Below are 23,126 nucleotides of genomic sequence, written 5' to 3' on the forward strand. Positions count from 1 at the left end.
AGCGATGGCCGAACCATAGCAGCAGAGACAAAACGCCCTGTACCCACGAACCGTGTGTTTTTCGAAACCCCATCCACACGAAGCGGGGGGATGGATGCGTTTTCGCAGATGGATTGCTTTGTTTCCAAGAGCACCAAAGCGGGAGTTTCCCAACCGCCAACGCGTTGGGCCACGGGCGATCAGATTGCAAGCAGGTCGAGGAGCTCTTGGCGATTGTGGACATCGAGTTTCGCGTACAGCGTTTTCGCATACCCGCGAACGGTGTTCTCGGAGATCATGAGATGTTCGGCGATATAGCGCTTCGAGCGCCCCTTGCAGATGAGCTGCATGGTTTCGAGCTCTCGCTTGGTGAGCCCGTGCTGGTCGGCGAGCACCTCGCATCGGCGGTCTATCCTGTCGAAGTCTTGCAGGGGAACCTCGTCGGGGTTCCCTTCGGGAAACAGCCGTACGTCGGCATCGTCTTTGAAGTTGAAAACGACGACGGTGCTTACGGTTAAGAGCGCGATCAGGTTGATGATGAACGAGTCGGAATACGTGTTGAACGTTCCGAGCTGATCGGCCAAGACCATACCGACGCTCAACGCGATCACATACGGCGCAAACCCGGCGCCGAATACGACGAACGGATGCAGGGAGGTGCGCGGAGCGAGAGCGCACAAGGAGAAGAACAGGAGGATGACCATCACGTAGCGCGCGAAATCGAATACGACGAACGACACGAATGCACTGTCGCGGAAGTTCGACGCGACAACCATAGCGAGCAGAACGAACGCCATGGCGATCTGGCAGAGAAAGCTGATGCTTACCCGTTTGTACGAATATCGGATCAGGGCGAGGAACAAAACGGGGAACGCGGTCTTGATGATCAGGTTGACGCCGATGTACAGCAAATCGCTGTGGATTCCCTCGTTGTTAACCCTGAACAACCCCATGACCAAGCCGTACACCGCAAGCTCAATGACGACGAGAACGAGTCCGGTCCTTTTCTTCGATATGGGTTCTTGCGTCGACTTCGCCGGCTCCTCCGGCTGAATGTGAGCCTGCGCCTTTCGGCACATGAATACCGCCAGCAGGGGCAACGGCACGGTAAGGACAAGGGACACGTCGAGGGGAAGCACTTCGAAAGGAAAGCGGATCGCCGGTACAAGCGCAAACGAAACGAGCAGGTAGCTCGCCATCCTCTTCAGGTCTATCGTGCTGAAGAGAGCGGCATACTGCAGGTAGCACCAAACAAGGCCCGACCCGCCAAGCACTGCACCGATCGGCAGAGCGGCAGCTCCCAATACGCTTTCACCGTAGCGGACGAGAAGCGGCGCAAGGCACATAGCGCCTGCAAACAACCACGAGAGCGACCGAGGAGACCCACCGCCGTTGCCCCTCATCCTGAAAAACACGATGGCGGAAACAGCAGCGGTAACCCCTTGGGCCACGTAGAACACCTCGAAGGAAACGGGAGCCGATCGGTCGAGCGTCTGCAGCATGAACCATAGCCATATCTGCGGACACACCAGCCCGAGAAACCATATGTCCTTGGCGATTTCGCGAACCAACCGAAAATTCAAGCTCGACCCCTTTCGTCCGTCACAGTATACAGGGAAACGTGAGGATGCCGCTCGAAAGCGCAGAGGGCGGCGGGAGCACCTTCTGATGCACGACAAAGGGACCCCTGGGTAAAACCATAGATGCAGATCGGCAACTGTACCCTGTTGCACAACAATACTAGGCACTGGTCGACGATTGTTTGTTTGCCAATCCCCCGTTCCCAACCACTGCGTTTCCTTTAGCACTCCTGATTCCGGTTTTAGAAACACCCCGTCCTCAGAAACACCCGCTTCAAGAAAGCGTACACACCGAGCTTATCCGATCGCATGTCCGCAAACAAAGTACGAACGAGCCATACGCCGAAACCCCTATGTTACAATGCCGAGCAGCCATCAAGCAGGCGCGTGGTCAGGAGGAACCATCAAGCTGCTTTCCAAGAACAAACATCTTGCTTCGCTCTTTTGCGCACTCGGGTTCAGTATTTACTGGACTTGGCTGCTATTCGTCCTGCTCACAGGATTTTTCTCGAGTGCCCAATCTTCCCCCGTCTTCGACAGTGCATGGTTTTGGTCGACGCTCGGCCACATTGCCACCCTCGCCATGCTCGGTGCCCTGTCGAAACAGTATTCCCCCTACTCGAACAATAGGGCTATCCTGTTCGGATCGCCGCTTGTATCCATGCTCGGGTTTGCCATGATCCTTTACGCGAACGTTCTCGGCAGCGGATTGAACGGTGCTTTGATTTTCGGTGCCATAACCGTCGGGGTCGGAACAAGCGGGCAGCTTGTCTGTTGGTGCGAACTTTATTCGTCGCTCTACAGCAACAACAAGAAGCGCCTGATCCTCTCGATTGGCGTCATCGTTTCAGAAATCGTCTTTCTCGCTCTTGCCGTGCTCCCGCGGCCGGCAATGGTCGCCTCACTCTTTGTCTTACCGCTACTGTCGGCCCTCTGCGTGCACCTCGGCCTGAAGAAAAGCACTATCGAACCGCACAGGGAAAGCTCGGATGAGGGGAGGCTCTCTTTACGATTCGCTCTGTTCTGCCTTGTGTATTCCATACCTCTCGGGTTCTTCCAGGTAAGATTTTTGTTCGGCTCAAACGATACCGTCTTGAGCTGGATCACGACTATTGCTTTCTCGTTCGCATTTCTTCTGGTCATTGTTGCGATCGATGGTTACATGGCGAGCAAGCGCGATACCTCGCTCATCCCGAAATCGGTCATCCCCTTTGCAATCGGGGGGTTGCTCCTCATTGCTACGTTCGGTGATGAGCGGGCCGCCGTTTCGGGAATTCTCGTATACTCCGCACAGCAGCTTCTCACCATACTGCTCTATTCCGAGTTTGCTAAAATCGCTCACAACGGCCGTACGAGTCCGGCAAAAATCTTCGCACTCGGCGTATGCCTCACTGACGGCGGCTTCATCCTCGGCATGCTCGTCGGCGAAATATCCATCACCTTTCTCGGGAGTTTCTACCTCGAATTAACGCTTGGCGTCGTGTATATCGTCGCGTTGGCCGGCTTTTTGCTCCTATCCCGGTTTCCCTCGGAATCGATTTCGAACGAAGACGACACAAGCGGCCGAGCAAATGCGAAAGCACCTTCAAGTTTGTCGACTGCCATGCAGAGCAAAATCGATCGAGCCGTAGCCGAGTATTCTCTCACCGTTCGCGAAACCGAAATGCTCAGCTACATACTCCGCGGAAAAAGCGTCCCGGCCATCGCTTCAGAGACGTACCTTTCGCGCAATACCGTCAAAACGCACATTGTGCACATCTATCAGAAAATCAACGTGCACAGCCGCGACGAACTCATTGCCTTTATCGAGAACCTCGACTGACGTCACTTTCGTAAACGCAGGTCAAAGCTATATCACCTCATTTGTATGAGACGAAAAACGCCTCAATGGTATGAATACGGCCTTCTTGTTGCACGGCATAGTTCTCGGTAGACCCCATTCGGAAACGTCTTGCGGACATACAACCGACCGACGCTTTCGGACGCATCGGGAAGAGAACAAAGAACAAGAAGGAGCGAACATGAAAAAGGGAATCGACAGAAGGCAGTTCGTGGGGGGAGCCGGCATTCTCGCTGCAGCTGGCATGGTTGGCATGCTAGCTGGATGCTCGCAACCGCAGGCAAACGGAACCGGCGGCGATAAGGCAGTCGACACCCAACCGGCCCCGCAGAACATCAGCGAAACGCATGATTGCGACATTCTCGTTATCGGCTCGGGCGCAGCGGGTCTCGCCGCTGCCGTGCAGGCAAGCGAGCTCGGGGCAAACACGATCTGCATCGAAAGCCAATCCATACCCGGCGGCAACATGAACGGCGTTGAGGGATGTTTTGGCGTTGGCTCGCGTATGCAGCAAAAGGAAGGCATCGACGTGGATCCCGGCACAGTTATCCGCCTCGAGATCGAACAGAGTCAATACCGCTGCAGCGGTCCGGGATACGTTGACATGGTTCACAATTCCGGCGAAAACATCGACTGGCTTTTAGACAATGGCGTCACGTTCGGACAGGTTGATGTCGACAAAGGCGACATTTTGGTATTTCACCGTTTCGCGAAAGGATCGGGCGGCAAAGACTACGTTCCCGCAATGGTGGCAGCAGCCGAGAAAAACGGCGTCACGTTCCTGTACGACACGGAAGGAACGGGGCTCATAAAAGCAGACGACGGATCGATAGTCGGAGCGTACGCCGAAACAAAGAGCGGCGGCACGATTCAGATCAACGCCAAAAGCGTTATCATCGCTACGGGCGGCTTTGCCGACAACGAGGAATACATGGCTGCATGCGGACTCGAACCCCAAAGCTATGTGATCGGCGGCGTTCCCGGTCACGACGGCTTAGGCCACCAGATGGGCATTGAAGCCGGCGTGCGCGACAACCGCGGCAATTCGGCCATGCTTGCCGCCCTCAAAGTGCCCACCACTCCCGGCTACTACGAGAACGGCAAGTTCGATTTCGTCATCGGCGTTGCGGCTCCGTTTGCCGTTTGGGTGAACGAAAAGGGAGAGCGTTTCATCAACGAGGATTTCACCGCCGTGAACGCCATGTCCATGACGTTGCCCATCTGGCGCAACGAGCGGACGTACATCGTGATGGACACGCCGATGCTGAACGCGTTCCTGAATGGCGACAGCGATGCGCAAAAGCAACTCGAAGACGCCATCGCAGAAGGCGAAATCCTACAGGCCGATACCCTCGACGAGCTCGCCGTCAATGCGAACATCGACTCCAAAACCTTTGTCGCAACCATTGACCGCTACAACGGATTCGTCGAATCGGGAACCGATCTCGACTATGGGAAATCATCTGAAATCATGATGTCCCTCGAGAGCGGACCGTTCTACGCAATCCACGTGATTCCCCAAGTGAACACTTCCATCGGCTCACTGCAAACCGATCGTACCTTCCACGCAGTGAACGAGGATTACGAGCCGATCGAGGGGCTCTACGTAGTGGGCGTTGAGGGGGCTATGCTCTGGAACAACATCTACACCATCAACGTTTCGGGGGGCTGCAACGCCAACAACGTGAACTCTGGCCGTGTTGCCGCGCGTGACGCATTCGAGAATCTGTAAGCAAAGTACGAATCCCTGAGCCGTCATCGTATTACGACGGCTCAGGGAATTTTCGCCACTACGCCAATTATAGAACATATGTTCTATAAATATGCTATACTTATACCTTGAGTCAAAGCAAGCGCTGCATGCTCACTCATATCACCCGCGCTCACGTTGAAGCAGCCCATGACGATTGATCCCTGTCGTCACCTTACGCTTGCAAGGCCCTCGTATTGTTCACGCAGAGGAACCGAGGGAGTGCTTTTCATGATATACGACAAAATCGCTGAAACCGACCAATGCGGGTTCAAGCAAGAACTTGAAACGGGAAAACCGAAGAGCTGGCTAAAAACCGTATGCGCTTTTGCGAACGGTCATGGAGGCGTGATCGTTTTTGGCGTGCGGAACGATATCGAAACATACAGCTTCGATATCGTTAAAGCGACCTACTACGACCGGCCGCACAAGCCCTTCGAGAGCGAAGACTTCGTTTCGTTCGGCCTCGCAACGCGCCAGGGAAAGCTTACCAATGCCGGCATTTTAATGGCCGACCAATGGATACTCCGACAAAACAGAATATTCTGCACCCGATGGAACGGGCAAACCAAAGCATCTTCGATAAAGGATGCACTCGATGACCACGAGTACGAAGGATGCCTGCTACGATTGTTGAATAGAGGAAAAGATTTCGTCGAGACCCATAACGAAATCGGATGGACGAAAACCCCTGACAGCCGGATCGAAGAACCAAGCTATGCACCGCGTGCGGTTGAAGAAGCGATGGTCAATGCCCTCATCCATCGTGATTATCTCAACGGCGGAGCTGAAGTGACGATCTTCGTATACGACGATCGTCTGGAAATCACTTCGCCAGGCAGCAAAGTCGACGGTCCCCTTCCCCCTGAGGTCGATGTTACAAAAATCACAAGCCAACGGAGAAACCCTATCATCGCCGATCTGTTTCAAAGACTCGGTTTTATGGAGCGCCGCGGAAGCGGCTTGAGAAAGATTCGCGAGGAAACAGCACGGTGCGCAAACTATCGGGAAGAATTCCTACCGCTTTTCATTGATGACGGACATACGTTTACCGTCATTCTGAAAAACATGAACTACCAGAGCAAAAGTAAACCCGACCAAGTGACTGACCAAGTCAAGAGAATGCTTGATGTTCTTGGCTGCGATTCGTTATCAGCGCTAGAAATAATGGAGAGACTTAGCCTATCGCATCGTCCCTCGTTCCGAACAACGTATCTCGTTCCTGCCCTCAATCTCGGCCTTATCGAGCGCACTATTCCCGACAAACCCAACAGCCGCCTGCAAAAATACCGAAGGATACGTTAGCGGCACCGTGCGCACCCAACACTACCCAAGGTCGCGATCGCCCGTAACAGCGATCGCGACCTTGTTCCTTTCAAGAAGAACCTGGGCGAGCCCGCAGGCTCGAAGCCCTTACGAAACGGTGAACAGGAGCGTCGCCGCGAGAGGCGATACGTTTCCGTCAGCGGTTTTGGCACGCACAGTCATCTCGTAGTCACCCGTCTGCTCGAACGAAGTCGTAAACTGCCAGTTCACCCACTTGTCGGCCGTTGCGCCCTCGGTTTCGCACGTAGTCCAGGTGCGTCCGCCGTCGAAGGTGAACTCGATCGCCGTAATCGGACTGCCCAGATCGTCGGCAACTCCCTCGAAGGTTATCTCGTCGCCCGCGGCGAACGTGCACCCGTCGGCATAGTTCATGATGTTAATTTTGTTGCGGTAGCACGGATCGGCCTCTTGCACCTCGGGCACCGACTCTTCGCGCGTCAGCTCGATATCGGTGATATTGCGCGTGAAATACCGCGCAACCGTTTCGGGCATCCACAGCTGCAAGCTCGAACCTTCGGTGGCCGTGGTCAGCTCCTGCCCGTTTACTTGGTACACGAGCATCGCGTTCTTCTCAAGCGCATAGCGCAAAGGAAGCGGTTGCCCGAAGCCGTCGGCGCCGTAGGCCGTAATCGTGTTCACGCCTTCCTCGAGATCCGCCATCTCCACGATGGAGGAAAGCGGCACGCCGAGCACGGCCGCCTGGCCGAGAGGGGCGCCCGTCGCACACGAGCAGGCCATGAGGGTTTCCTCGCTCGCATCCTCGGCGAGCTCGCTCACGTCTATCGTGAGGTTCTTCTCGATATGGCCGCCCACGTTAACGTAGTAGCTGGCTACCCCCTCGGCATCGGTCGTCAGCTCGACGGCGGGCTTCGAGCACATCGAGGTCAACGCCGCCCCGAATACGTTGAACAGCTCGTCGTTCGGTGTCGTTCCCAACTGGTTGAACACGAAGGTTCCCTGGACGTCCGAAGCCCGTACGTATCCCGACTCGTCTTCCAAATCAAGCCATGATGCATCGATGGTGTTGCCGTTGCTGGTATGGATCGTCCCCTCTGGGGCGCCCGAAGCATCGGCGGCACTCGGGTGCAGAGCGCTCAGGGCGAACCCCGACCCCGATAACAGCAGCATCGCTCCGGCAGCTCCAGCCAGCATTCCGCGGTTTCTTTTGTTCATCGTCATCACCCTCGCTTATTTCTCGTCCGCGGAGGTTGCATCCGCGCTCCGATCGACCTTGATGATCTCGTCGTCGGAAGGCATCTCGTCTTTGGCGTTGACCAGCACCTCGTGCGCTTTGTAGCTCACATCGCCATCGACGGTGGTGCCGCGAACGCTTAGAACGTATGCGCCCTCTTGCTCGGGCGTGAAGGTGAAGTTCCACCAGATCCACTTCGCCGTGTCCACATCGCCGACGTCGTAGGACGTCCACGTTTCGCCGTTATCCATGGAGAATTCGATAGTCTTCATCTGGCGGTCGAAGGCGTCGGCGTACCCGCTGAACGTAAAGGGCTTGCCGTTTTCGATGATGAGCCCCTCGGGAACGTCGCATATGGTGACGTTCGGGCGGTTCACATGTTCTCCTTCTTGGTTGACCTGGCCGCATATGCGCTCGTCCATAACGTCGGACGACACGTGGTATCCGCTGATCTGCTTTGAGAAGATCTGCGCATCATAGGTTTCCTGCCAATGCGTTACCGGGAACCCGCGACGGGCATCGAGGTACTCCCCGCCCATCTTGTACACCAGGTACCCGTTATCGAGGGCCGAAAGGTCGAACCCGCTGCGCGAGGATCCGTCTGCGCGGATCACGCGAACGCTGTTCGTACCTTCCGTATAGCCGCCCGCTTTTTCGATGAGCCAGCTTACCGGGATGCCGGTAATCTCAACCTGGCCGATGCCGCCACCGCCGATGGGATTGAGCTCGCACACCATTTTGGAAGGCTTCGTCACCACGACGCCCGCCTCTTCCGCTTCCTTCACCAGATCGGGAAGCTTCGCCGTAAAGGGCTTGTTCACGTTGCCGTCGATGGTGATCTCCCACTCGTCGAACATGCTCTGAGGCAGGTCGATGTCGAGTCCCGCCGGGCTACAGGCGTAGCGCATGTGATCGTAGTATCCGTGGACGAAATCGTAGCTGTACAGCTCGTCCATGTTCTGCACCTTGTCCTGCGTAAGCGAGAATTCGCCTTCGACGTTTTCCACCTTGTTGATGCCCTGCAAAGCCTCGTGCTTCACGTTATCCCATAGCTGCATGCCGTTCCCATCGCCCGTCGAATCGTGGCACGATTGGCACGTACCGAAAAAGCCCTCGGTAAACTTCGGGTTGTTGCGCGTATTGAAATGGATGCTGTGCATAAGCCGTCCGAAATCGTCCCCGTTGTCCCGATGGCATGAGATGCACTGGTTCACATCGCTGTACGTTCCCAGCGCATCGTTGTCGATGACTGCATGCTTGTACTCCATCGACTTTATCGTCGAGTTCAGATCAACATGGCACCCGTTGCAGCCGCGGTTGTCGGCATCGAGGTAAAAGGTGTTGTAGGAAATGGTCCAACTCTGCTGCATCCAGTGCGGGCACTCGTATTCGGTCGGCGTGCGCTGCACCAACTGGCCGTTGGGGTACTCGAGGATCTTCGGGGCGTAATCCTCGGCGATCTGATCCCACTTGTCGTAGTTTTCGATAATGTACTCTTTGCCGGGATACTGCACATCCCCGTCCGGTTCGCCGCCCCGAACTATCTCGTCGGCCGTCGAAGCGGAATCGGCAGCCAGTGCCGGCGCAACCCCGCACGCAACGATGAGCGCGCAAACGCTCAGTATTCCCGCAATCGCGCTCAAGCGCTTTCTTTTCATGGTCTCCTCCTTTTCTCGTCATGTGCGGGTTCGGTATCCCTGCACTTCTTCTCCCTTCCTGCTAGCTCACTTCCGCACATGCTTGCGCTCATGGTAAGAACGGACGCGCATGCGCACCATCAACGCGTTCGGGTGAAATGGTTCGACGGGGGTGTTCGGGCATCCCCCATACCGGTTGATATGATGACCTTAAGCCTCACCCCTCGTCGCCTTCGCGTATAATGGTCTCGCCGTGGGGGCGGCATGTCGGATACAGCATGGTGCACGGCAGGGAAAGGGGGAAGGCAATGGTTCGTACGCGACGCATCAACCGTTGCGCTCTTCTTGCCTCCTTGGGGCTGTCCGTCAACCTGATCTGGTGCACGCTCGCAGGCCATGCGATGGGGTTTTCGGCAACGCCCGACGAACTGGGCCTCCCCGTTAATTCCCGGCTTTTCTTCCTGCTCGGCATTTTCGCTGTGGGAGCGGCTTTCGTAGTCGTGCCCCGCATCCTGCGCGAGCACGATCGCCCGCTTACCTACGTGCTGCCGTTCGCCTCGTCGGTCGGTACCGCCTGCTTTGCCCTCGCTGCGCGGCAGAGCCTGTTTCCGCCGGCCGTTCTGGCCGTTGTGGGGCTCGTCGTTTTCGGTATAGGGTATTTCTGGATCGTCGCGCGCTACAACCTCTTGCTTGCAAGAACGCAGACCTTCGCCTGCGCCGCTTGGTGCATCGTTGCAGCGCTCGCCGTCGAATCGCTCGTACTGCCGTTCTTCGAGGCGTTCGTGCCGCCGATTTTCCAGATCGTCACCGCCATAGCGCTGCCGCTCGTTTCGGCGCTTTTGTTCGAGGGAACGAGGAGGGCCGCCATTGTTTCCTCTGCCGCGGAAACCGATGGTGCCCTATCCGAAGACCGGGCACAGCGTGCGGGCTTCCCATCGCAACCGCGCACGACGTCCGGCGACTGGAAAAGCCTGCTGGTTCTCGTGATAAGCGTGTCGGTTCTGCTCGCCACGGTTCGATCGTTCAGCTCGATCGGGCTGTGGGGTGCAAGCCCCACAGCGGGCATCGACGTTGCCGTGAGCCTTCTCTGCTGGGCAGGATCGACCGCATTGCTTGCGCTGTTCGCCGCCGTCGCCCTGGTCAAGACGGCTCGATGGAACCTGAAAACGCGCTTCCAGCCGGCCATCCTCGTCGTCATATGCGGGCTTTTCCTCGTTGCAGCCCAGCAATCGCCCGCCGAAGCGAGCGCACCGCTCGTCAACGAGCTCATGAGGCTCGACGATTCGTGCGCCCATGTGCTGTTCTGGGTAGTGGTTATCGCGACCATCGATGCGCTTCCTATGCCGTCGTACCGCGTCGTGGGGATCGCGGCCATCGCCTATGCAGCATGCTCGATGCTGTGGGTGCTTCTCCTCGGCAGCGGTACGCTCGTGAACGGCGTGATCGCACTTGTCATCGTTTATGTGCTCACAGTTGTGGCCATGCATAGCGAATGGCTGGGAGCCGCGCGCGAAAGCGAGGGAGCCGCGCCTTCTCATCCCGCAAACCCCGATCGGCCATCGGGCTTCGGGCAAGCGGGCGCACCCCTCGGCACCGAGGAGCGCACCGCTTTCGCCCATGAGAGAACGGCTTCGCTTTCCGGCAGGCAGGTATCGCAGATCATCACGAGCCGCTGCCAGAGCCTTGCCGTAGAGCGCAGGCTCTCCCCGCGTGAAACCGAGGTGTTCATCCTGTTGGCCCAGGGGCGCACGCGCGCGCTGATCCAAGAAGAGCTCGTGCTGGCCGAGAATACCGTGAAGACGCACATCGCCCATATCTACGCGAAGCTCGACGTGAACAACCGGCAGGACATGATGGATCTGGTGCTAGGCGCGTCGAGCGACGGCAAGACCCCGAACGCATAGCCGGCTCGACCCGCCGTTCCCCGCAGCAGCCGTCTACCCCGCCCGCGCGACAACGCCGGAACTGCTGTCGGCTATCTTGCCCTCGATGCGCTCCCGATCGGCTCCCTCGGCAATCGTCGGCTGGTAGTTATTGCGCTCACTGTCAGACGAGATGAGGCAAGGAATCACCTCGACCGCATCATCGGTTTCGATGCCCTCTTCGCTCAATGTAAACGTCTGCTGGAAGATATAGCAGTCGGGGTCTCCGAGCGTTCGGCTGCCGCCGTAGCAGAAATTGCCCAAACCGTACACGATGTAGCGGCCGTTGTACTTCTCGTAGCCCTGCAGCACGTGCTGGTGCGAACCGACAACCACCGTCGCACCCGCATCGATGGCGATATGCGCAAGCTCGATTTGCTCGTCGGTCGGATCGTACTCGCGCATGGTGCCCCAGTGCATGAACACGATGATGATCTGCGCTCCCGCATCCTGGGCTGCGTGGATGCTCGTCGTCACCTGATCCTGTATGCCAAGACCGAGGCTCAGCATATTCGCGCCGATCAATGCAACCTTCACGCCTTTCACATCCTCGTAGGCCACGATCTCGTCGCCGAACGCGGTCACGCCCGCATCGGCGAGCGCGGCGAGTGTATCACCGCGACTGTTCCATCCGTAATCGTAGATGTGGTTGTTTGAGACGGAGGTTGCCTCCACACTGCTGCGCGAGAAGATTTCGGCATAGGACGGATCCCCCTTATAAGCGTACTCCTTATCCTCGCGCGTCGTTGCCGTGGTGAGTACGCCCTCGCAATTCGCCACCGTCAAGTCATCTGCTTCGAAGATGCTCTTCACGTTGGCGAAGAAGTAGTCGGGGCCTTCCGTATCGTAGATGCCCGTGAAGCTCGAGGCGTAGTCGAAGCTCTCCTCGGTGCCGAGCGTGCAATCGCCCGCAAACGTGATGGTGATACGGGTCGGCTCGACCTCGGGCTCTGGAGCCTCGAACGCCTCTTCGGACACTGCGAGCGAATCGGTGCCCGAAGCAGAACCGCCCGCATGCGGTGCGGCGCTTTGCACCAACGCGTAGGCACCGGCAGCACCTCCGACAGCAAGTACGCACAGCACAAGGAGCGCTATCACCGTCGGCGAGCGGCGCGAGGATGCGCTTCGCGCGCGATACGGCTGCGGCTCGCGAAAGCCCGCAGCTGTCGGACGGCTCGCTCGATAGCCGCCTCGGCGGGGGGTGGGGCGCTTTGCTGGACGCTGCGGAGTCGGCATAGGCAACCTCGAGTAGTAATCCTTGAATCAATTCCCCCTCATGCAGAAGGCTGCATACAGGGGGATGCTTCTCGCATTCCCATCATATCCGAAGTTCTCCATGGGCACTCGGATAGCTTGGCCAAAGCTGAAAAAAATGTTCCCTGTTGCATTTTTAGGAACCAAAAAGTGTTCTAAATCGCATTTTTCGAAACTTAGCAGAATCTCCGACCGCAAACAAGGAGCCGCGGCCAGCGCCGCACAACGCCGGGCAACGTTTTCGGCGTTTTCCATCGCCGCAGGTCAATCCACATCCTCCGTTTCGACCGATGCCATGTTTTCGCAAATGGTTCGTCTCGACGATGGTGCGGCTTTCCCGCCCACCCTATGCTGGCCGAGCGTTATCCACCGATCGGCCTTGCGCGAGCGCGCGGGGTAGCGGTAGCTGCGGGGTAATTCGAGTACCGCCCGATCGATACGTACGCAAAGCAAGGACGAAGAAGAGAAAGGAAGGGAACCATGCGCACACAGAGCAAGCTCATCGTGGCAACGATGTGCGCCATGCTCGGCGTTGCCGGCATCGCGGGCTGCGCGCCGAAGGCGAACGAATCGGCAACCGCCAACGAACAGAGCCAGGCGCAGACCGAAGAGGCAACCGAGTATACCGACGAGCAGAAGGCCATCATCGCCGGAGAAGAGGGGGCAACCTACGACGACATTTCGCTCGACGCCTATCCGGGAAAGGATTATCTGGACGGCCTGCACGAGATGTGGGATTCGAAAGCCGAAGAGTACGTGCCCGAAATTCGCACCCTGCCCGACGGGCAGATGGTGCAGCGCACCCCGAGCGAACTCGTCGAGCGGGCGCGCCAGGGCATGACGCCGTACAACATCTACCGCCTCAACAACGACAACCGCGGATGCAACAGCTGCCATGCCGACCTCAACAAGGTGCTCGAGAACCTCTCGCAGACCATGCATCCCTCGCCGAACAGCGAGATCCTCAACGCCGAAATGACCGTGGATCAGTGCCTGTTCTGCCACACCTATTCGCCGGGCTACATCCCCACGCAGTACGAGTTCGGCACGCTCATGCACAACGTGCACTACGGCATCGAATACGCCGACGAGTTCGAAGACGAGTACAAGGGCAACTGCTATTCTTGCCACGATGCGACCAACGACGGCTTGGGCATGATGCTGTGGGATGAAACCAAATTCGAGCGGCTGCGCGGAGTGACCAAGGTCGAGAACGTCGAAGGCGAATTCTCCATCGATCAGGATACGATCATGGAACAGGAAGACATGTTCAACATGGACGCCTGGAACCGTCTGTACGATCGCATGCGATCAGGCGCCGAATACGCCGACACCCCGATGCCCGAAAGCCTCTTCGAGAGCTGGCCCATCACGGTCGATGGCGAAGTGAACGAGCCCTACACCGCCATGCTCCCCGATCTCGTGAAGGAAGCCGAAGATGCGGGCGTTGTGGTAACGAAGGTTTCGAAGGAAGTCTGCAACTGGAACGGAACCGGTGCGGGCAGCGTGAGCAACGTCGAGATTACCGGCATCCCCGTAAGCTGGCTCATCGAAAAGGCCGGCGGATACAAAGAGGGCGTCGATATCAACGGCGTTCGCGTCATGCGCGCCGACGGCTCCTCCAAGCGCGCCATGCCGCTCGACAAGGTCGATGGCAACGAGGCGTTCCTCGTCTACGAGATCAACGGCGAGCGCTTGACCGCTGCGAACGGATTTCCCTGCACGAACTGGTGCGAGGGAGTCGATCCCGAGGTCAACTCCAAGCAGATGAACGAGTACAAGGTGGTCACCGACGCGCCCGACTTCAACGACCACGTGTACGAATTCGAACATCATGACGGCAACCCCAACGGCTGGATCGACGCGGAGGGCAATTGGACGAACAAGCCCAATGCGACCATCCTCGACGTACCCGAAGGCCTCATCATCAAAAACGGCGAGCCCTACACGTTCCACGGATACGTCGACGCCTACGACGAGAGGATCGCAAGCGTCGAATTCTCGATGGACTTCGGCAAAACCTGGACTACGTTCGACCTTGGCGAGACCGACGTGAACAAGCTCATCTGGTTCGACTTTACCTGGACCCCGCAGGAAGAAAGCGCCTACTGCCTGCAGATACGCGCAACCACCGAAACAGGGCTTGTAAGCCCGTACACCCAGACGGTCATGGTCAACGCGAAAGACACCATGCCCGAAACCGATGAGACCACCGTTATCGAAACCGCAGCCCTCGTAGCTCCGAAGGCGACCGTCGAAGCTACCAAGGAAGGAGAGTAGGCCCCATGACGAAAACCACCAACAGGATCATGGCCGGCATGGCAGGGGCGGTGCTCCTCGCTTCTGGTGCGGGTGCCGCCTTCGCAGGCCTCACCCCGGCCGTCGCCGAATCCGACACGCAGCCGACGGGCACCGTGCATTCGGTTGCCGACTACGACATCCGCAGCTCATGGCTCGCACAAGACGAAGGCTACACGCAGGTTGCCGACGTTCGGGGAACGTTCGACTTCGACCAGGAAGGAGTAACGCCCAACGACGAGCTGTTCAACGTGTTCGGAACCGCGATCCTCTCGATGTGCTCCAAGCCGGCAGCCGAGCTCGAGGCCGAGCAAACCGGCGTAGCGAACTACTACATCAACGTGGGCGGCAACGTCCAGAAGAGCTTCACGCTCGACCTGTCCGAACTCGAAGACGACGAGCAAGAGATGCTCATGGGATGCTCCTGTGCCACCGGCTCGCCGTTCGGGCAGGCTTCGGTCATCGGCATACCGCTCGCTTCGGTCGTCGGCATGGCAGAACTCGAAGAGGACGTGAACACCGTCACTGCGTACGGCGCCGACGGGTTCGGCCAGCCGCTGCCACTTCAGTACGCGCTCGACAAGAACGCGCTTCTGGTATACAAGGTCAACGATCAGGAACTAAGGTCTTCGGAAGGATCGAGCATACAGCTCTGGATGCCCGAAACAGTGGCACGCTACTTCACGCGCAACATCGCGTCCATCGAGCTTACGCGCGAGGATTCCGTGCCCGGCGTACAGCAGGTCGACCCCACCTACCGTAACAAGATCGAGATCAAGAACTCCTCCGATGGCTGCACGTTCAGAGCGGGCGACGACATCACGTTCGAAGGCGTCGCCGACGACTGCGGCAGCCCCGTCACGGCGATCGAGTTCTCTTTCGACGACGGCCGCACCTGGACCGTCTGCGACACGGAAGGCGCCACCGCCGACAAGTGGGTGAATTGGAGGTTCACCACAAGCTTCGACGAGGCGGGCGACTACCAGATGACCGTGCGGGCCCGCACCGCAGACGGCGTGGTATCGCCGCTTTCCGCGAGCCTCACGTTCGAGGTCGTATAAACGGAGCCGCTTAGGGCGCGCAAAGCGCACCCCGCCACCGCCCGCAGGCCCGAGGGTGCCTGCGGGCGCAGAACTCCCACCCTTGCATATCGCACGTCGGGCACCGGCTCCGCCCGACGTGCGATACTGTTTCCAGCGAATGCCCAAGCACCCGAGCGCTACCGCGCGACCCGACGTGCGGGCGCCGGGCGGCATTCGTTATCGGGCCCCGCGGTCGCCGAACCTCCCTCGGTGCGCTATACTGCACAGTGATTTTAGGGGGATGAAAGCGAAGCGATGAACACCGACCGCCGTACCATGCTTATCTGTGCAACGTTTTCCGCGCTGGGGCTTTCGCTCAATCTGCTGTGGTGCACGCTCATGGGCCATACCCCTGGATTTCTGCTCTCATCGCTGAGTTTGGGCGAGATGGTCAACGCCCGCACGTTCTGGTTGCTGGGCATCCTGCTCATCAGCATTCTGTTCGTCGCGCTCCCCCGACAGATATCCGAACGAGACCGCAGCCTCGCCTACGTGATGCCCGTGCTTTCGGCAGTGGGAACCGCCTGCTTCGCCCTCTCGTTCAACCAGAGCTTCTTCGATCCCACCGTTCTTGCAACGACCGGACTTACCGTTGCAGGCCTCGGTTACTTTTGGTTCGTATCCCGCTATGTCGCCCTCCTCGCAAAGACGCAAGGGTTCTCTGTCGTGGTCTGGTGCATCGTCGCCGCCTTCCCGCTGCGTCAGCTAGCGAGCCTCGGGCTCGATAGCTTCCTCGATCCGTCGCAACAGGTTATGGTTGCCATCGCGCTGCCGTTCCTGTCGGCATTGTTCCTCGGATTCGCGCGGATCACCGCACGCAAAGCATCGCAGGGCGAAGAATCCGAGTTCGACGCAACCGACGCTTCGGCCCCGCAGCCGACAGCCGAAGCGCTCGGTCGGCCAAAAACCCTTCGCCACGCGCAAGGTGCAAACGATATGGTTATCGTGCTTGTCATCGCAGGCGTGCTGCTTGCCATGGTGCGTATCTTCGGCCCATCGGGCGCATGGGGCGATTCCAACACCACCTACTTCGACAGCCTCGGCCGCATTCCCGCCATCTCGGTGCTTACGATCTGCCTCGCGCTGTTCGCTTTGCTCACGCTCTTGCTCATGGTGAGAAAACCTGTATCGATCCGCTTTCAGCTGCCCATCCTCGTAGTGATCGCAGGCCTGTTCGTCGTAGTCATCCGCTCCCAGCTCGGTGATTCTTCCTCCGCGGTTTTACTCGACAGCATTGTGCAGGCGAACGATCCGTTCGCGCATCTGCTGTTCTGGTCGGTTATCGCAGCCGCTTTGACGGCGCTCGACATGCCCGAGAACCGCATCATCGGCATTCCCGGACTCGTATATGCGGCGAGCTCTATCGTCTGGGTGGTGTTCTTGCGCGGTAGCGCCGTCATCGAAACAGCTGTCATCCTCGTCGTCGTAGCGATCGTGATGAACCGTTCATGGTTCTCGGGCCTTCTCAAAGGACGCGACGGGGCTGCCGATGTCGAATCGGCGGATGAGCCGGAAGATTCCGCCTCGAGGCTGGCTCAAACCATTACCGAGCGCTGCCAGGAGGTTGCATCGGAGCACGGGCTCTCGCCTCGAGAAGCCGAGGTATTCCTGCTGCTCGCCCAAGGCCGCACTTGCTCGTTCATTCAAGACGAGCTCGTGCTAGCCGAGAGCACCGTGAAAACGCACATGTCCCATATCTACGCCAAGATGGATGTAAGCGGGCGGCAGGGCATGATGGACCTCGTGTTCGGGGAATCCGCACGGGAGAAACCGTAGAACGCACCGATCGCCTGGGCGCCTCGAATCCCCGCCTACCCCTTCCCGTATTGGAACGACGGGTAGAGCGTCATGCCGCCGTCGACGAACAGCGTGATGCCGGTCACGTAGCGGGCTTCGTCGGAGGCGAGCCATGCCGCAGCCGACGCAACGTCTTCGGGATCGCCGATGCGGCCCATCGGTACCATCGAGACAGTAGCCTCGTACTGTTCGGGATCGGAGAACTTCTCCTTGTTGATGGGCGTGTTGATGGCACCGGGCCCGATGCAGTTCGCCCGGATCCCGCGATCGGCGTATTCAAGGGCGATCGTCTTGGTGAACATCTCCACCCCGCCTTTGCTCGCCGCATAGTGGGCAAACGTCGGCCACGGTATCTTCTCGTGAACCGACGACATGTTGATGATCGAACCGTGTTTACCCGTCTCCATGAAATGCTGGAGGGCACACCGCGAGCCCAGAAACACGCCCGTAAGGTTGGTGTCGATCACGCGCTTCCAATCGTCGAGCGAAAGCTCGTCGGTCGGAAACCGGTTTTCCATACCTGCGTTGTTGACCCATACATCGAGGCCCCCGAATTCGGAAAGAGCCGTTTCAAGCAGGCTGCGCGCACCCTCGTCGGAGCTGATGTCCGCCTGGATCGCGCAGGCACGGCCCCCGGCTTCCTCGATGGCAGACACCGTGCGTTCGGCACCTTTTTCATCGGTATGGTAGTTAACGACCACCGACATGCCCTCGCGGCCGAACCGAACCGCGATAGCAGAGCCGAGTCCTTTGGAGCCGCCCGTCACCACGGCAACTTTTTTGTCCAGATCATCGTACATAGCCATCCGCCTTTCGCTTTGGGTATGCACCTCTTTCTATCATCCGAGCGCTTTGCAAACGCGAAGATCCGCGATCCATTGACGATCCGTAGCGGGACGGTTGACGATGCGTCTAAATTCGTCGCGCATATCCTCGATCGGCCCCGAAAGCCTCGGCGGCTCTGCCCACGTGCGCGCGGACCGTTCGCAGCGCCCGTAGATCCTCCCCCGATCGACGCGCCGACAGAAGGCCGTCGCCGTTGCCGAGAACCTGAAAGCGGTCGCAGCAGACATCCCTTCCCCGCTCGGTCAGATACACTACCTTGCGCCTCTTGTCGTCGCTCTCCCCCGAGATTGCAGCGTACCCGCCTTCAGCCAGCCCCGCGAGAACCGATGAGGCGTACTGCGAAGTCACTCCGAGCGCTTCGGCTATCTCGCCGATGGACGGAGGAGCCCCGGAAGAGCAGAGCAGCAGCAGCACCGCGAGCTCGTATCCTTTGAACCCGTCGTATTTCGATCTGAGCAGTATGCCGATCCGTGCATGGATGTCGAACATTTCCCAAAGCAGGCTTGCATCGATACGCTTTTGTTCGGCGGGTTCCATACGCTCTCCTATCGTTTCCGTTTATACAAAGATACGCGCAGCACGGCGCGGCGCAGTATCCCGCACCAGAGCGAGCCGACGGTACCTTGGGTTTCTTTCCTTAGACAATAAGACGGATAAAACGCGCTTTTCTCGTCACCAAAACGCCCACGAAACCGCAGGTTCACCGTATCTCCATAGCAGGGAGGGATTTACCTAAATTACTGACAATCCAGATTACGCGCGCGGTTTTGCCCCAACGGCGCCCGACGGCCGTACCGCTCGAGTACGCCCGAGCAGCTTGCGTTACGAAACGACCGGCAGTTCCTTTTCCTTCGCAGGAGCCAGCTTGAAAGCGAGCACAACGAGTCCGGCAACGACCGCAGCGCACAAGAGCGTAATGCCGATCAAGGGAGCCATTGCCTGCGAGGAGAGAAAGCCCCGACCGATCACCGCCGTAAGCACAACCGTCGAGTTGATGCCCGCATGCAGGAGAAACGGAGCCCAGAACGTCTTGTACCGCTCGTACACGAACGCAAGCAGCAACCCGTAGAAGAAGGCCGTCACACCCTGCGTCACGTTGCCGTGGGCAAGCGTGAACACGAGTGCCGAAAGCAAGCCTGCGGAGACCGGAGCCATCCACTCACGAAGACGGCTGTACAGCAGAACGCGAAACACCAGCTCCTCAACCGCAGGCCCAATCACTCCGATGACAAGCACCGAAATAAAGGGACTCGCCGAAAACACGAGCTCCTGCGTTCCATCGTCGCCGAACCCGGTCAGCTCGAACAAGCTTATCGCGCAAAGCGCCGTGGCGATGCCCATCGCGAAGCATAAAAGAAGCTTTCCGAAACCAGGCAGGCGGTATTCCTTCCAAGCGCCTTTCGCCCTCAGTCGGTTGCCGTCCATGATGCGAAAGGCGATCAGGAACGGAACGGCCACCACCTGGGAGGCGACCGTGCCCAGCAGCACCAACCAAACGAATTCGTAGCCTCCGGCCATGGTGCGAAACATCGGGCTTCCCACCATTGCGGATGCCATCACGATACCGGCAAGCACCTGTACGCCGAAGATGAGGAGCACCGGGTAAGCCGCGCGCCACAGACGAACGCCGATCCCGTCGGGCTTAGAAGCAGGAACGGGATAAGCCTGCGGGACGGGCGGTTGCGTACCGTAGCCAGGTTGCTGATAGGGTTGCTGATAGGGTTGCTGCTGGCAGAGCGGCTGCTCAGAAGGCTGCGGCTGTTGAGCCGGATGGAAAGCGGGCTGCGGATGCTCATCGTTCATGGAAATCAACTCCATCGTCTGTTTTCATCAGTATACCCGACTTGCCGCCGAGGAATCCGCTGCCTCCTCGCCGAGCTTTTCAGAAAGATGCGCTGCGATTTCGCTCGCTATACCAAATACCGCGCAAGCTTCGCCTTCTGCTCGTCGGTCTTTTCCAGACAGGCGAGAAACCGATCGACGGGCACGTAGTCGATGACAAGGTCGAACCCGCGCTTCTCGAACAGATCGTACACGGGACGCGCCGTCCTGATGAAATCGAAGAATTCGAGCCGTTCGGTAGCAAGCCACGCCTCGTACTTCTTCTCGTAAGGAGCGAGCAGCGACGTATCGCGCACCTCCCAGATGCAATTGACAAGCTTGATCGACGAAGCCTCTTCGTTTTCGAGATTGGTATAGATGGCAAGCAGGTGTTTCGCCATCTGCAAAGCATCGAACCGCGAGAACCTCGTCTTACGCGAGCCCTTCCAATTCGGATCGCCCTTGACAAGACCGTTGAACAGCTCGATGAACACGGCGGCGTCTTCTTTGGGAATAAGGTAGCGATCGGGGTCGAGATACGAAACGCGCAGCATCTTCATCCACCCGAGCATCCACTCGGCCATCTTCATCTCGCAGTACACGACCGCATTCTTGTTCTCGGCGAGCAAGCGGGCATCGAGGTTCGCCTTGTTGGGGTTGCCCTGCAGCGTGGGCAATTGATATTCGTAGTTGATCGAATACCGGCCCTTCGGGGCAAGCATCGAGTCGACGATGCGCACGCGATGGTTTCCCAGCAGGTTGAACGTCATGGCCGAAGACGATCTGAGCGCACGCATCTTCTCACCAAGCTCGACGCCCACCCCTTGCGCATATTCGCGCAGGTGGCATTCCGCCATGGTATCGACCAGATTGTCCTCGAGATGCGCGACGTAGTACGGGGCCATGGCGTCGCTCTCGCATCCGCCGAACTCGCAGCTTCCGTTTGTTTCCTCGAACCGCTTCTTGATAAGCTCGATCACCGTTGTGGGAAAATCCATAGCCTCTTCCACTCGTTTTCGCTTCTAGCATCGCTGAGATTGGCATCGCTTTTTCGGCTCCAGCGCTGAATACTTGCCGCCCGATCGGGTATCATATGCAAAAGGCCCCCTGATCGGGGGCCTTGGGTTCTGCTCTTAGCGCTCGTCGATCGACTTGTAGGGGCGCTTGCCCGAATGGGTGGTCTTGTACGCAGGGCGGATGATGCGTTTGCCCGATACGATTTCCTCGAAACGGTGCGCCGCCCAGCCGGCCATGCGCGCGCAGGCGAACAGCGGCGTAAACAGATCCTCGGGGATGCCCATCATCGAATACACGAAGCCGGAGTACATGTCCACGTTGGCGCACATGTCCTTGTTCGTGCCCTTCTCCTTGAGGATGACCTCGGGAGCCAAGCGCTCGATGTTCTTCAACAGCTCGAACTCGGCTTCGTATTCGGTACCCACCGCCAAACGCTCGGCGAACTTCTTGAGGATAACCGCACGCGGATCGGAGATCGTGTAGACCGCATGACCCATGCCGTACACGAGACCCGTGCGATCGAAGGCCTCTTTGTTGACGATCTTCGCAAGGTAATCGGCAACCTGGCCCTCGTCGGACCAATCCTGCACGTTCTCCTTGATTTCCTGCTGCATGGCGAGCACCTGGTGGTTCGCGCCGCCGTGCTTCCAACCCTTGAGCGACCCGATGGCCGCAGCGTAGGTGGAGTACGCGTCGGTATCGGCCGAGGTGACCACGCGCGTGGTGAACGTCGAATTGTTGCCGCCACCGTGCTCGGCGTGCAAACACAGCATGACGTCGAGCATGCGGGCCTCGTCGGGCGTGAACTGACGGTCGGGACGCAGCATCGACAGAATGGTCTCCGCGGTCGACTGGCCGGGAATAAAGCGGTGCATGATCATCGAGCCGTTGTTGTACTTGGCCTGCTGCGCGTAGTAGGCCAGCACCATGATGCGGGGTACGCGCGAGATGAGCGAGATGGCCGTATGGATCTCGTGCTGCGGAGCGCGGTCTTCCGCGTTCTCGTCGAAAGCGTAGAGGAGCAGGATCGAACGCGCGAGAAGGTTCATGATATCGGGCGGCGTGTTGCGCATGATGAGCGATGCGGTGAACCCGTCGGGCAGCTCGCGTTCGGCATCGATCACCGAAACGAAGCGGGCGAGCTGTTCTTTGGTCGGCAGCTCTCCCATCAGCAGCAGGTACGACACCTCTTCGAAGCTGAAGCGCCGATCGCTCGAATCGTCTTCGAGCAGATCGTAGAGATCGTACCCGCGATAGCGAAGCTGCCCCTCGTCGGGGGTCTTCACCCCGTCGGACACGACGTAGCCGTGCACGTTTGCGATGTTCGTGATGCCGGCGATAACGCCCGTGCCGTCCGGATTGCGCAACCCGCGCTTCACCTCGTATTGCTCGAAGAACTCAGGTGCAATGGAATTGACCTTCTGGAAGTTCTCGTAGAGCGCGAACTTTTTCTCTTCGTCGTTCATCCAAACCCCTTTCTGATTGCAGGACGAGCAGCGCGAGCCGTTCACGTGCGATCCGGTGCATCCGCGGCGATGCGGATCCGAACCGCCGTACCAGCCGAATCGATCACCCCGATTTCGACTGCACGATCTCAAACGCCCTGTGTGCGGCGTCTCCCCTGATGCCAATATGATCGGTGTACGATGGGAGCCCTTGGGATATATCGGACTATTGTAGCGTCCCGAGAACCGTTCGCCTATATCAAACCGCGCGTTTTTCGGGAAAGGGTCTTACCGATGCGCGGGAGTGCATAGTCCACGATGCGCATCGACCTTGTTTATA

At 58.4% G+C, this 23,126-nt stretch carries 16 protein-coding genes; 7 read left to right on the forward strand and 9 right to left on the reverse strand.

The features are described 5' to 3' along the window. Positions 1 to 179: 179 nt before the first annotated feature. Entirely contained in the window at positions 180 to 1,562 is a 1,383-nt protein-coding gene (locus C1722_RS11515) for a helix-turn-helix transcriptional regulator (protein ID WP_102379363.1), read from the reverse strand. A gap of 358 nt (positions 1,563 to 1,920) precedes the next feature. On the opposite strand from C1722_RS11515, the gene C1722_RS11520 reads away from it, so the two are divergent. The 3 genes from C1722_RS11520 (at position 1,921) to C1722_RS11530 (ending at position 6,454) form a co-directional block, all read left to right on the forward strand. Beyond that, positions 1,921 to 3,381, forward strand: coding sequence for a helix-turn-helix domain-containing protein (locus C1722_RS11520; RefSeq protein ID WP_102379364.1), 1,461 nt, complete (start codon positions 1,921 to 1,923; stop codon positions 3,379 to 3,381). A gap of 199 nt (positions 3,382 to 3,580) precedes the next feature. Next, complete coding sequence (locus tag C1722_RS11525) at positions 3,581 to 5,131, forward strand: FAD-dependent oxidoreductase (RefSeq protein ID WP_180995173.1); 1,551 nt, start codon at positions 3,581 to 3,583, stop codon at positions 5,129 to 5,131. Between the two features lie 249 nt (positions 5,132 to 5,380). Then, positions 5,381 to 6,454, forward strand: coding sequence for a Fic family protein (locus C1722_RS11530; protein ID WP_102379641.1), 1,074 nt, complete (start codon positions 5,381 to 5,383; stop codon positions 6,452 to 6,454). A gap of 108 nt (positions 6,455 to 6,562) precedes the next feature. Here C1722_RS11530 and C1722_RS11535 read toward each other — a convergent pair whose 3' ends face one another. Continuing rightward, positions 6,563 to 7,648, reverse strand: coding sequence for a molybdopterin-dependent oxidoreductase (locus C1722_RS11535; protein WP_102379642.1), 1,086 nt, complete (start codon positions 7,646 to 7,648; stop codon positions 6,563 to 6,565). A 15-nt stretch (positions 7,649 to 7,663) separates the two neighbouring features. Next, positions 7,664 to 9,325 carry a molybdopterin-dependent oxidoreductase gene (locus C1722_RS11540; protein WP_102379366.1) on the reverse strand — a complete coding sequence of 554 codons (1,662 nt, stop codon included), beginning with the start codon at positions 9,323 to 9,325 and terminating at the stop codon, positions 7,664 to 7,666. A gap of 287 nt (positions 9,326 to 9,612) precedes the next feature. Between C1722_RS11540 and C1722_RS11545 the strand changes: the two genes are divergently transcribed. Then, positions 9,613 to 11,208, forward strand: coding sequence for a response regulator transcription factor (locus C1722_RS11545; RefSeq protein ID WP_244902537.1), 1,596 nt, complete (start codon positions 9,613 to 9,615; stop codon positions 11,206 to 11,208). 33 nt (positions 11,209 to 11,241) lie between these two features. Here the strand turns inward: C1722_RS11545 and C1722_RS11550 are convergent, their stop codons facing one another. After that, the gene (locus tag C1722_RS11550; protein WP_180995174.1) at positions 11,242 to 12,309 is read right to left on the reverse strand and encodes a CapA family protein; all 1,068 of its coding nucleotides are present in this window, start codon (positions 12,307 to 12,309) and stop codon (positions 11,242 to 11,244) included. Positions 12,310 to 12,960: 651 nt separating this feature from the next. On the opposite strand from C1722_RS11550, the gene C1722_RS11560 reads away from it, so the two are divergent. From C1722_RS11560 to C1722_RS11570, 3 genes are all read left to right on the forward strand, one after another. Beyond that, positions 12,961 to 14,760: a molybdopterin-dependent oxidoreductase gene (locus C1722_RS11560; RefSeq protein ID WP_102379369.1), complete on the forward strand. Its 1,800-nt coding sequence runs from the start codon at positions 12,961 to 12,963 to the stop codon at positions 14,758 to 14,760. Positions 14,761 to 14,765: 5 nt separating this feature from the next. Continuing rightward, positions 14,766 to 15,839 carry a molybdopterin-dependent oxidoreductase gene (locus C1722_RS11565; protein WP_102379370.1) on the forward strand — a complete coding sequence of 358 codons (1,074 nt, stop codon included), beginning with the start codon at positions 14,766 to 14,768 and terminating at the stop codon, positions 15,837 to 15,839. A 276-nt stretch (positions 15,840 to 16,115) separates the two neighbouring features. Continuing rightward, positions 16,116 to 17,636: a helix-turn-helix transcriptional regulator gene (locus tag C1722_RS11570; RefSeq protein ID WP_102379371.1), complete on the forward strand. Its 1,521-nt coding sequence runs from the start codon at positions 16,116 to 16,118 to the stop codon at positions 17,634 to 17,636. A gap of 35 nt (positions 17,637 to 17,671) precedes the next feature. Here the strand turns inward: C1722_RS11570 and C1722_RS11575 are convergent, their stop codons facing one another. The 5 genes from C1722_RS11575 to C1722_RS11595 all read right to left on the reverse strand — a co-directional run bounded on the left by C1722_RS11575 (position 17,672) and on the right by C1722_RS11595 (position 22,807). Further along, complete coding sequence (locus C1722_RS11575) at positions 17,672 to 18,457, reverse strand: glucose-1-dehydrogenase (RefSeq protein WP_102379372.1); 786 nt, start codon at positions 18,455 to 18,457, stop codon at positions 17,672 to 17,674. 112 nt (positions 18,458 to 18,569) lie between these two features. Beyond that, the gene (locus tag C1722_RS11580; RefSeq protein ID WP_102379373.1) at positions 18,570 to 19,040 is read right to left on the reverse strand and encodes a MarR family winged helix-turn-helix transcriptional regulator; all 471 of its coding nucleotides are present in this window, start codon (positions 19,038 to 19,040) and stop codon (positions 18,570 to 18,572) included. Positions 19,041 to 19,325: 285 nt separating this feature from the next. Further along, a complete protein-coding gene (locus C1722_RS11585) occupies positions 19,326 to 20,306 on the reverse strand; it encodes a CPBP family intramembrane glutamic endopeptidase (RefSeq protein ID WP_180995175.1) in 981 nt (326 codons plus the stop codon). Positions 20,307 to 20,413: 107 nt separating this feature from the next. Continuing rightward, positions 20,414 to 21,322, reverse strand: a complete 909-nt coding sequence (locus C1722_RS11590; RefSeq protein WP_102379375.1) for a PGN_0703 family putative restriction endonuclease — start codon at positions 21,320 to 21,322, stop codon at positions 20,414 to 20,416. A gap of 135 nt (positions 21,323 to 21,457) precedes the next feature. Next, positions 21,458 to 22,807, reverse strand: coding sequence for a citrate/2-methylcitrate synthase (locus C1722_RS11595; protein WP_102379376.1), 1,350 nt, complete (start codon positions 22,805 to 22,807; stop codon positions 21,458 to 21,460). Positions 22,808 to 23,126 lie beyond the last annotated feature (319 nt).

Origin of the sequence: Raoultibacter timonensis, assembly GCF_900240215.1 — a bacterium.
Lineage (GTDB): Bacteria > Actinomycetota > Coriobacteriia > Coriobacteriales > Eggerthellaceae > Raoultibacter > Raoultibacter timonensis.

Excerpts from the sequence above, each read along its gene's own strand:
- C1722_RS11520 (WP_102379364.1), top strand. The coding sequence starts at position 1,921 with ATGCCGAGCAGCCATCAAGCAGGCGCGTGGTCAGGAGGAACCATCAAG.
- C1722_RS11525 (WP_180995173.1), top strand. The coding sequence starts at position 3,581 with ATGAAAAAGGGAATCGACAGAAGGCAGTTCGTGGGGGGAGCCGGCATT.
- C1722_RS11530 (WP_102379641.1), top strand. The coding sequence starts at position 5,381 with ATGATATACGACAAAATCGCTGAAACCGACCAATGCGGGTTCAAGCAA.
- C1722_RS11535 (WP_102379642.1), bottom strand. The coding sequence starts at position 7,648 with ATGAACAAAAGAAACCGCGGAATGCTGGCTGGAGCTGCCGGAGCGATG.
- C1722_RS11540 (WP_102379366.1), bottom strand. The coding sequence starts at position 9,325 with ATGAAAAGAAAGCGCTTGAGCGCGATTGCGGGAATACTGAGCGTTTGC.
- C1722_RS11545 (WP_244902537.1), top strand. The coding sequence starts at position 9,613 with ATGGTTCGTACGCGACGCATCAACCGTTGCGCTCTTCTTGCCTCCTTG.
- C1722_RS11560 (WP_102379369.1), top strand. The coding sequence starts at position 12,961 with ATGCGCACACAGAGCAAGCTCATCGTGGCAACGATGTGCGCCATGCTC.
- C1722_RS11565 (WP_102379370.1), top strand. The coding sequence starts at position 14,766 with ATGACGAAAACCACCAACAGGATCATGGCCGGCATGGCAGGGGCGGTG.
- C1722_RS11570 (WP_102379371.1), top strand. The coding sequence starts at position 16,116 with ATGAACACCGACCGCCGTACCATGCTTATCTGTGCAACGTTTTCCGCG.
- C1722_RS11575 (WP_102379372.1), bottom strand. The coding sequence starts at position 18,457 with ATGTACGATGATCTGGACAAAAAAGTTGCCGTGGTGACGGGCGGCTCC.
- C1722_RS11580 (WP_102379373.1), bottom strand. The coding sequence starts at position 19,040 with ATGGAACCCGCCGAACAAAAGCGTATCGATGCAAGCCTGCTTTGGGAA.
- C1722_RS11585 (WP_180995175.1), bottom strand. The coding sequence starts at position 20,306 with ATGAACGATGAGCATCCGCAGCCCGCTTTCCATCCGGCTCAACAGCCG.
- C1722_RS11590 (WP_102379375.1), bottom strand. The coding sequence starts at position 21,322 with ATGGATTTTCCCACAACGGTGATCGAGCTTATCAAGAAGCGGTTCGAG.
- C1722_RS11595 (WP_102379376.1), bottom strand. The coding sequence starts at position 22,807 with ATGAACGACGAAGAGAAAAAGTTCGCGCTCTACGAGAACTTCCAGAAG.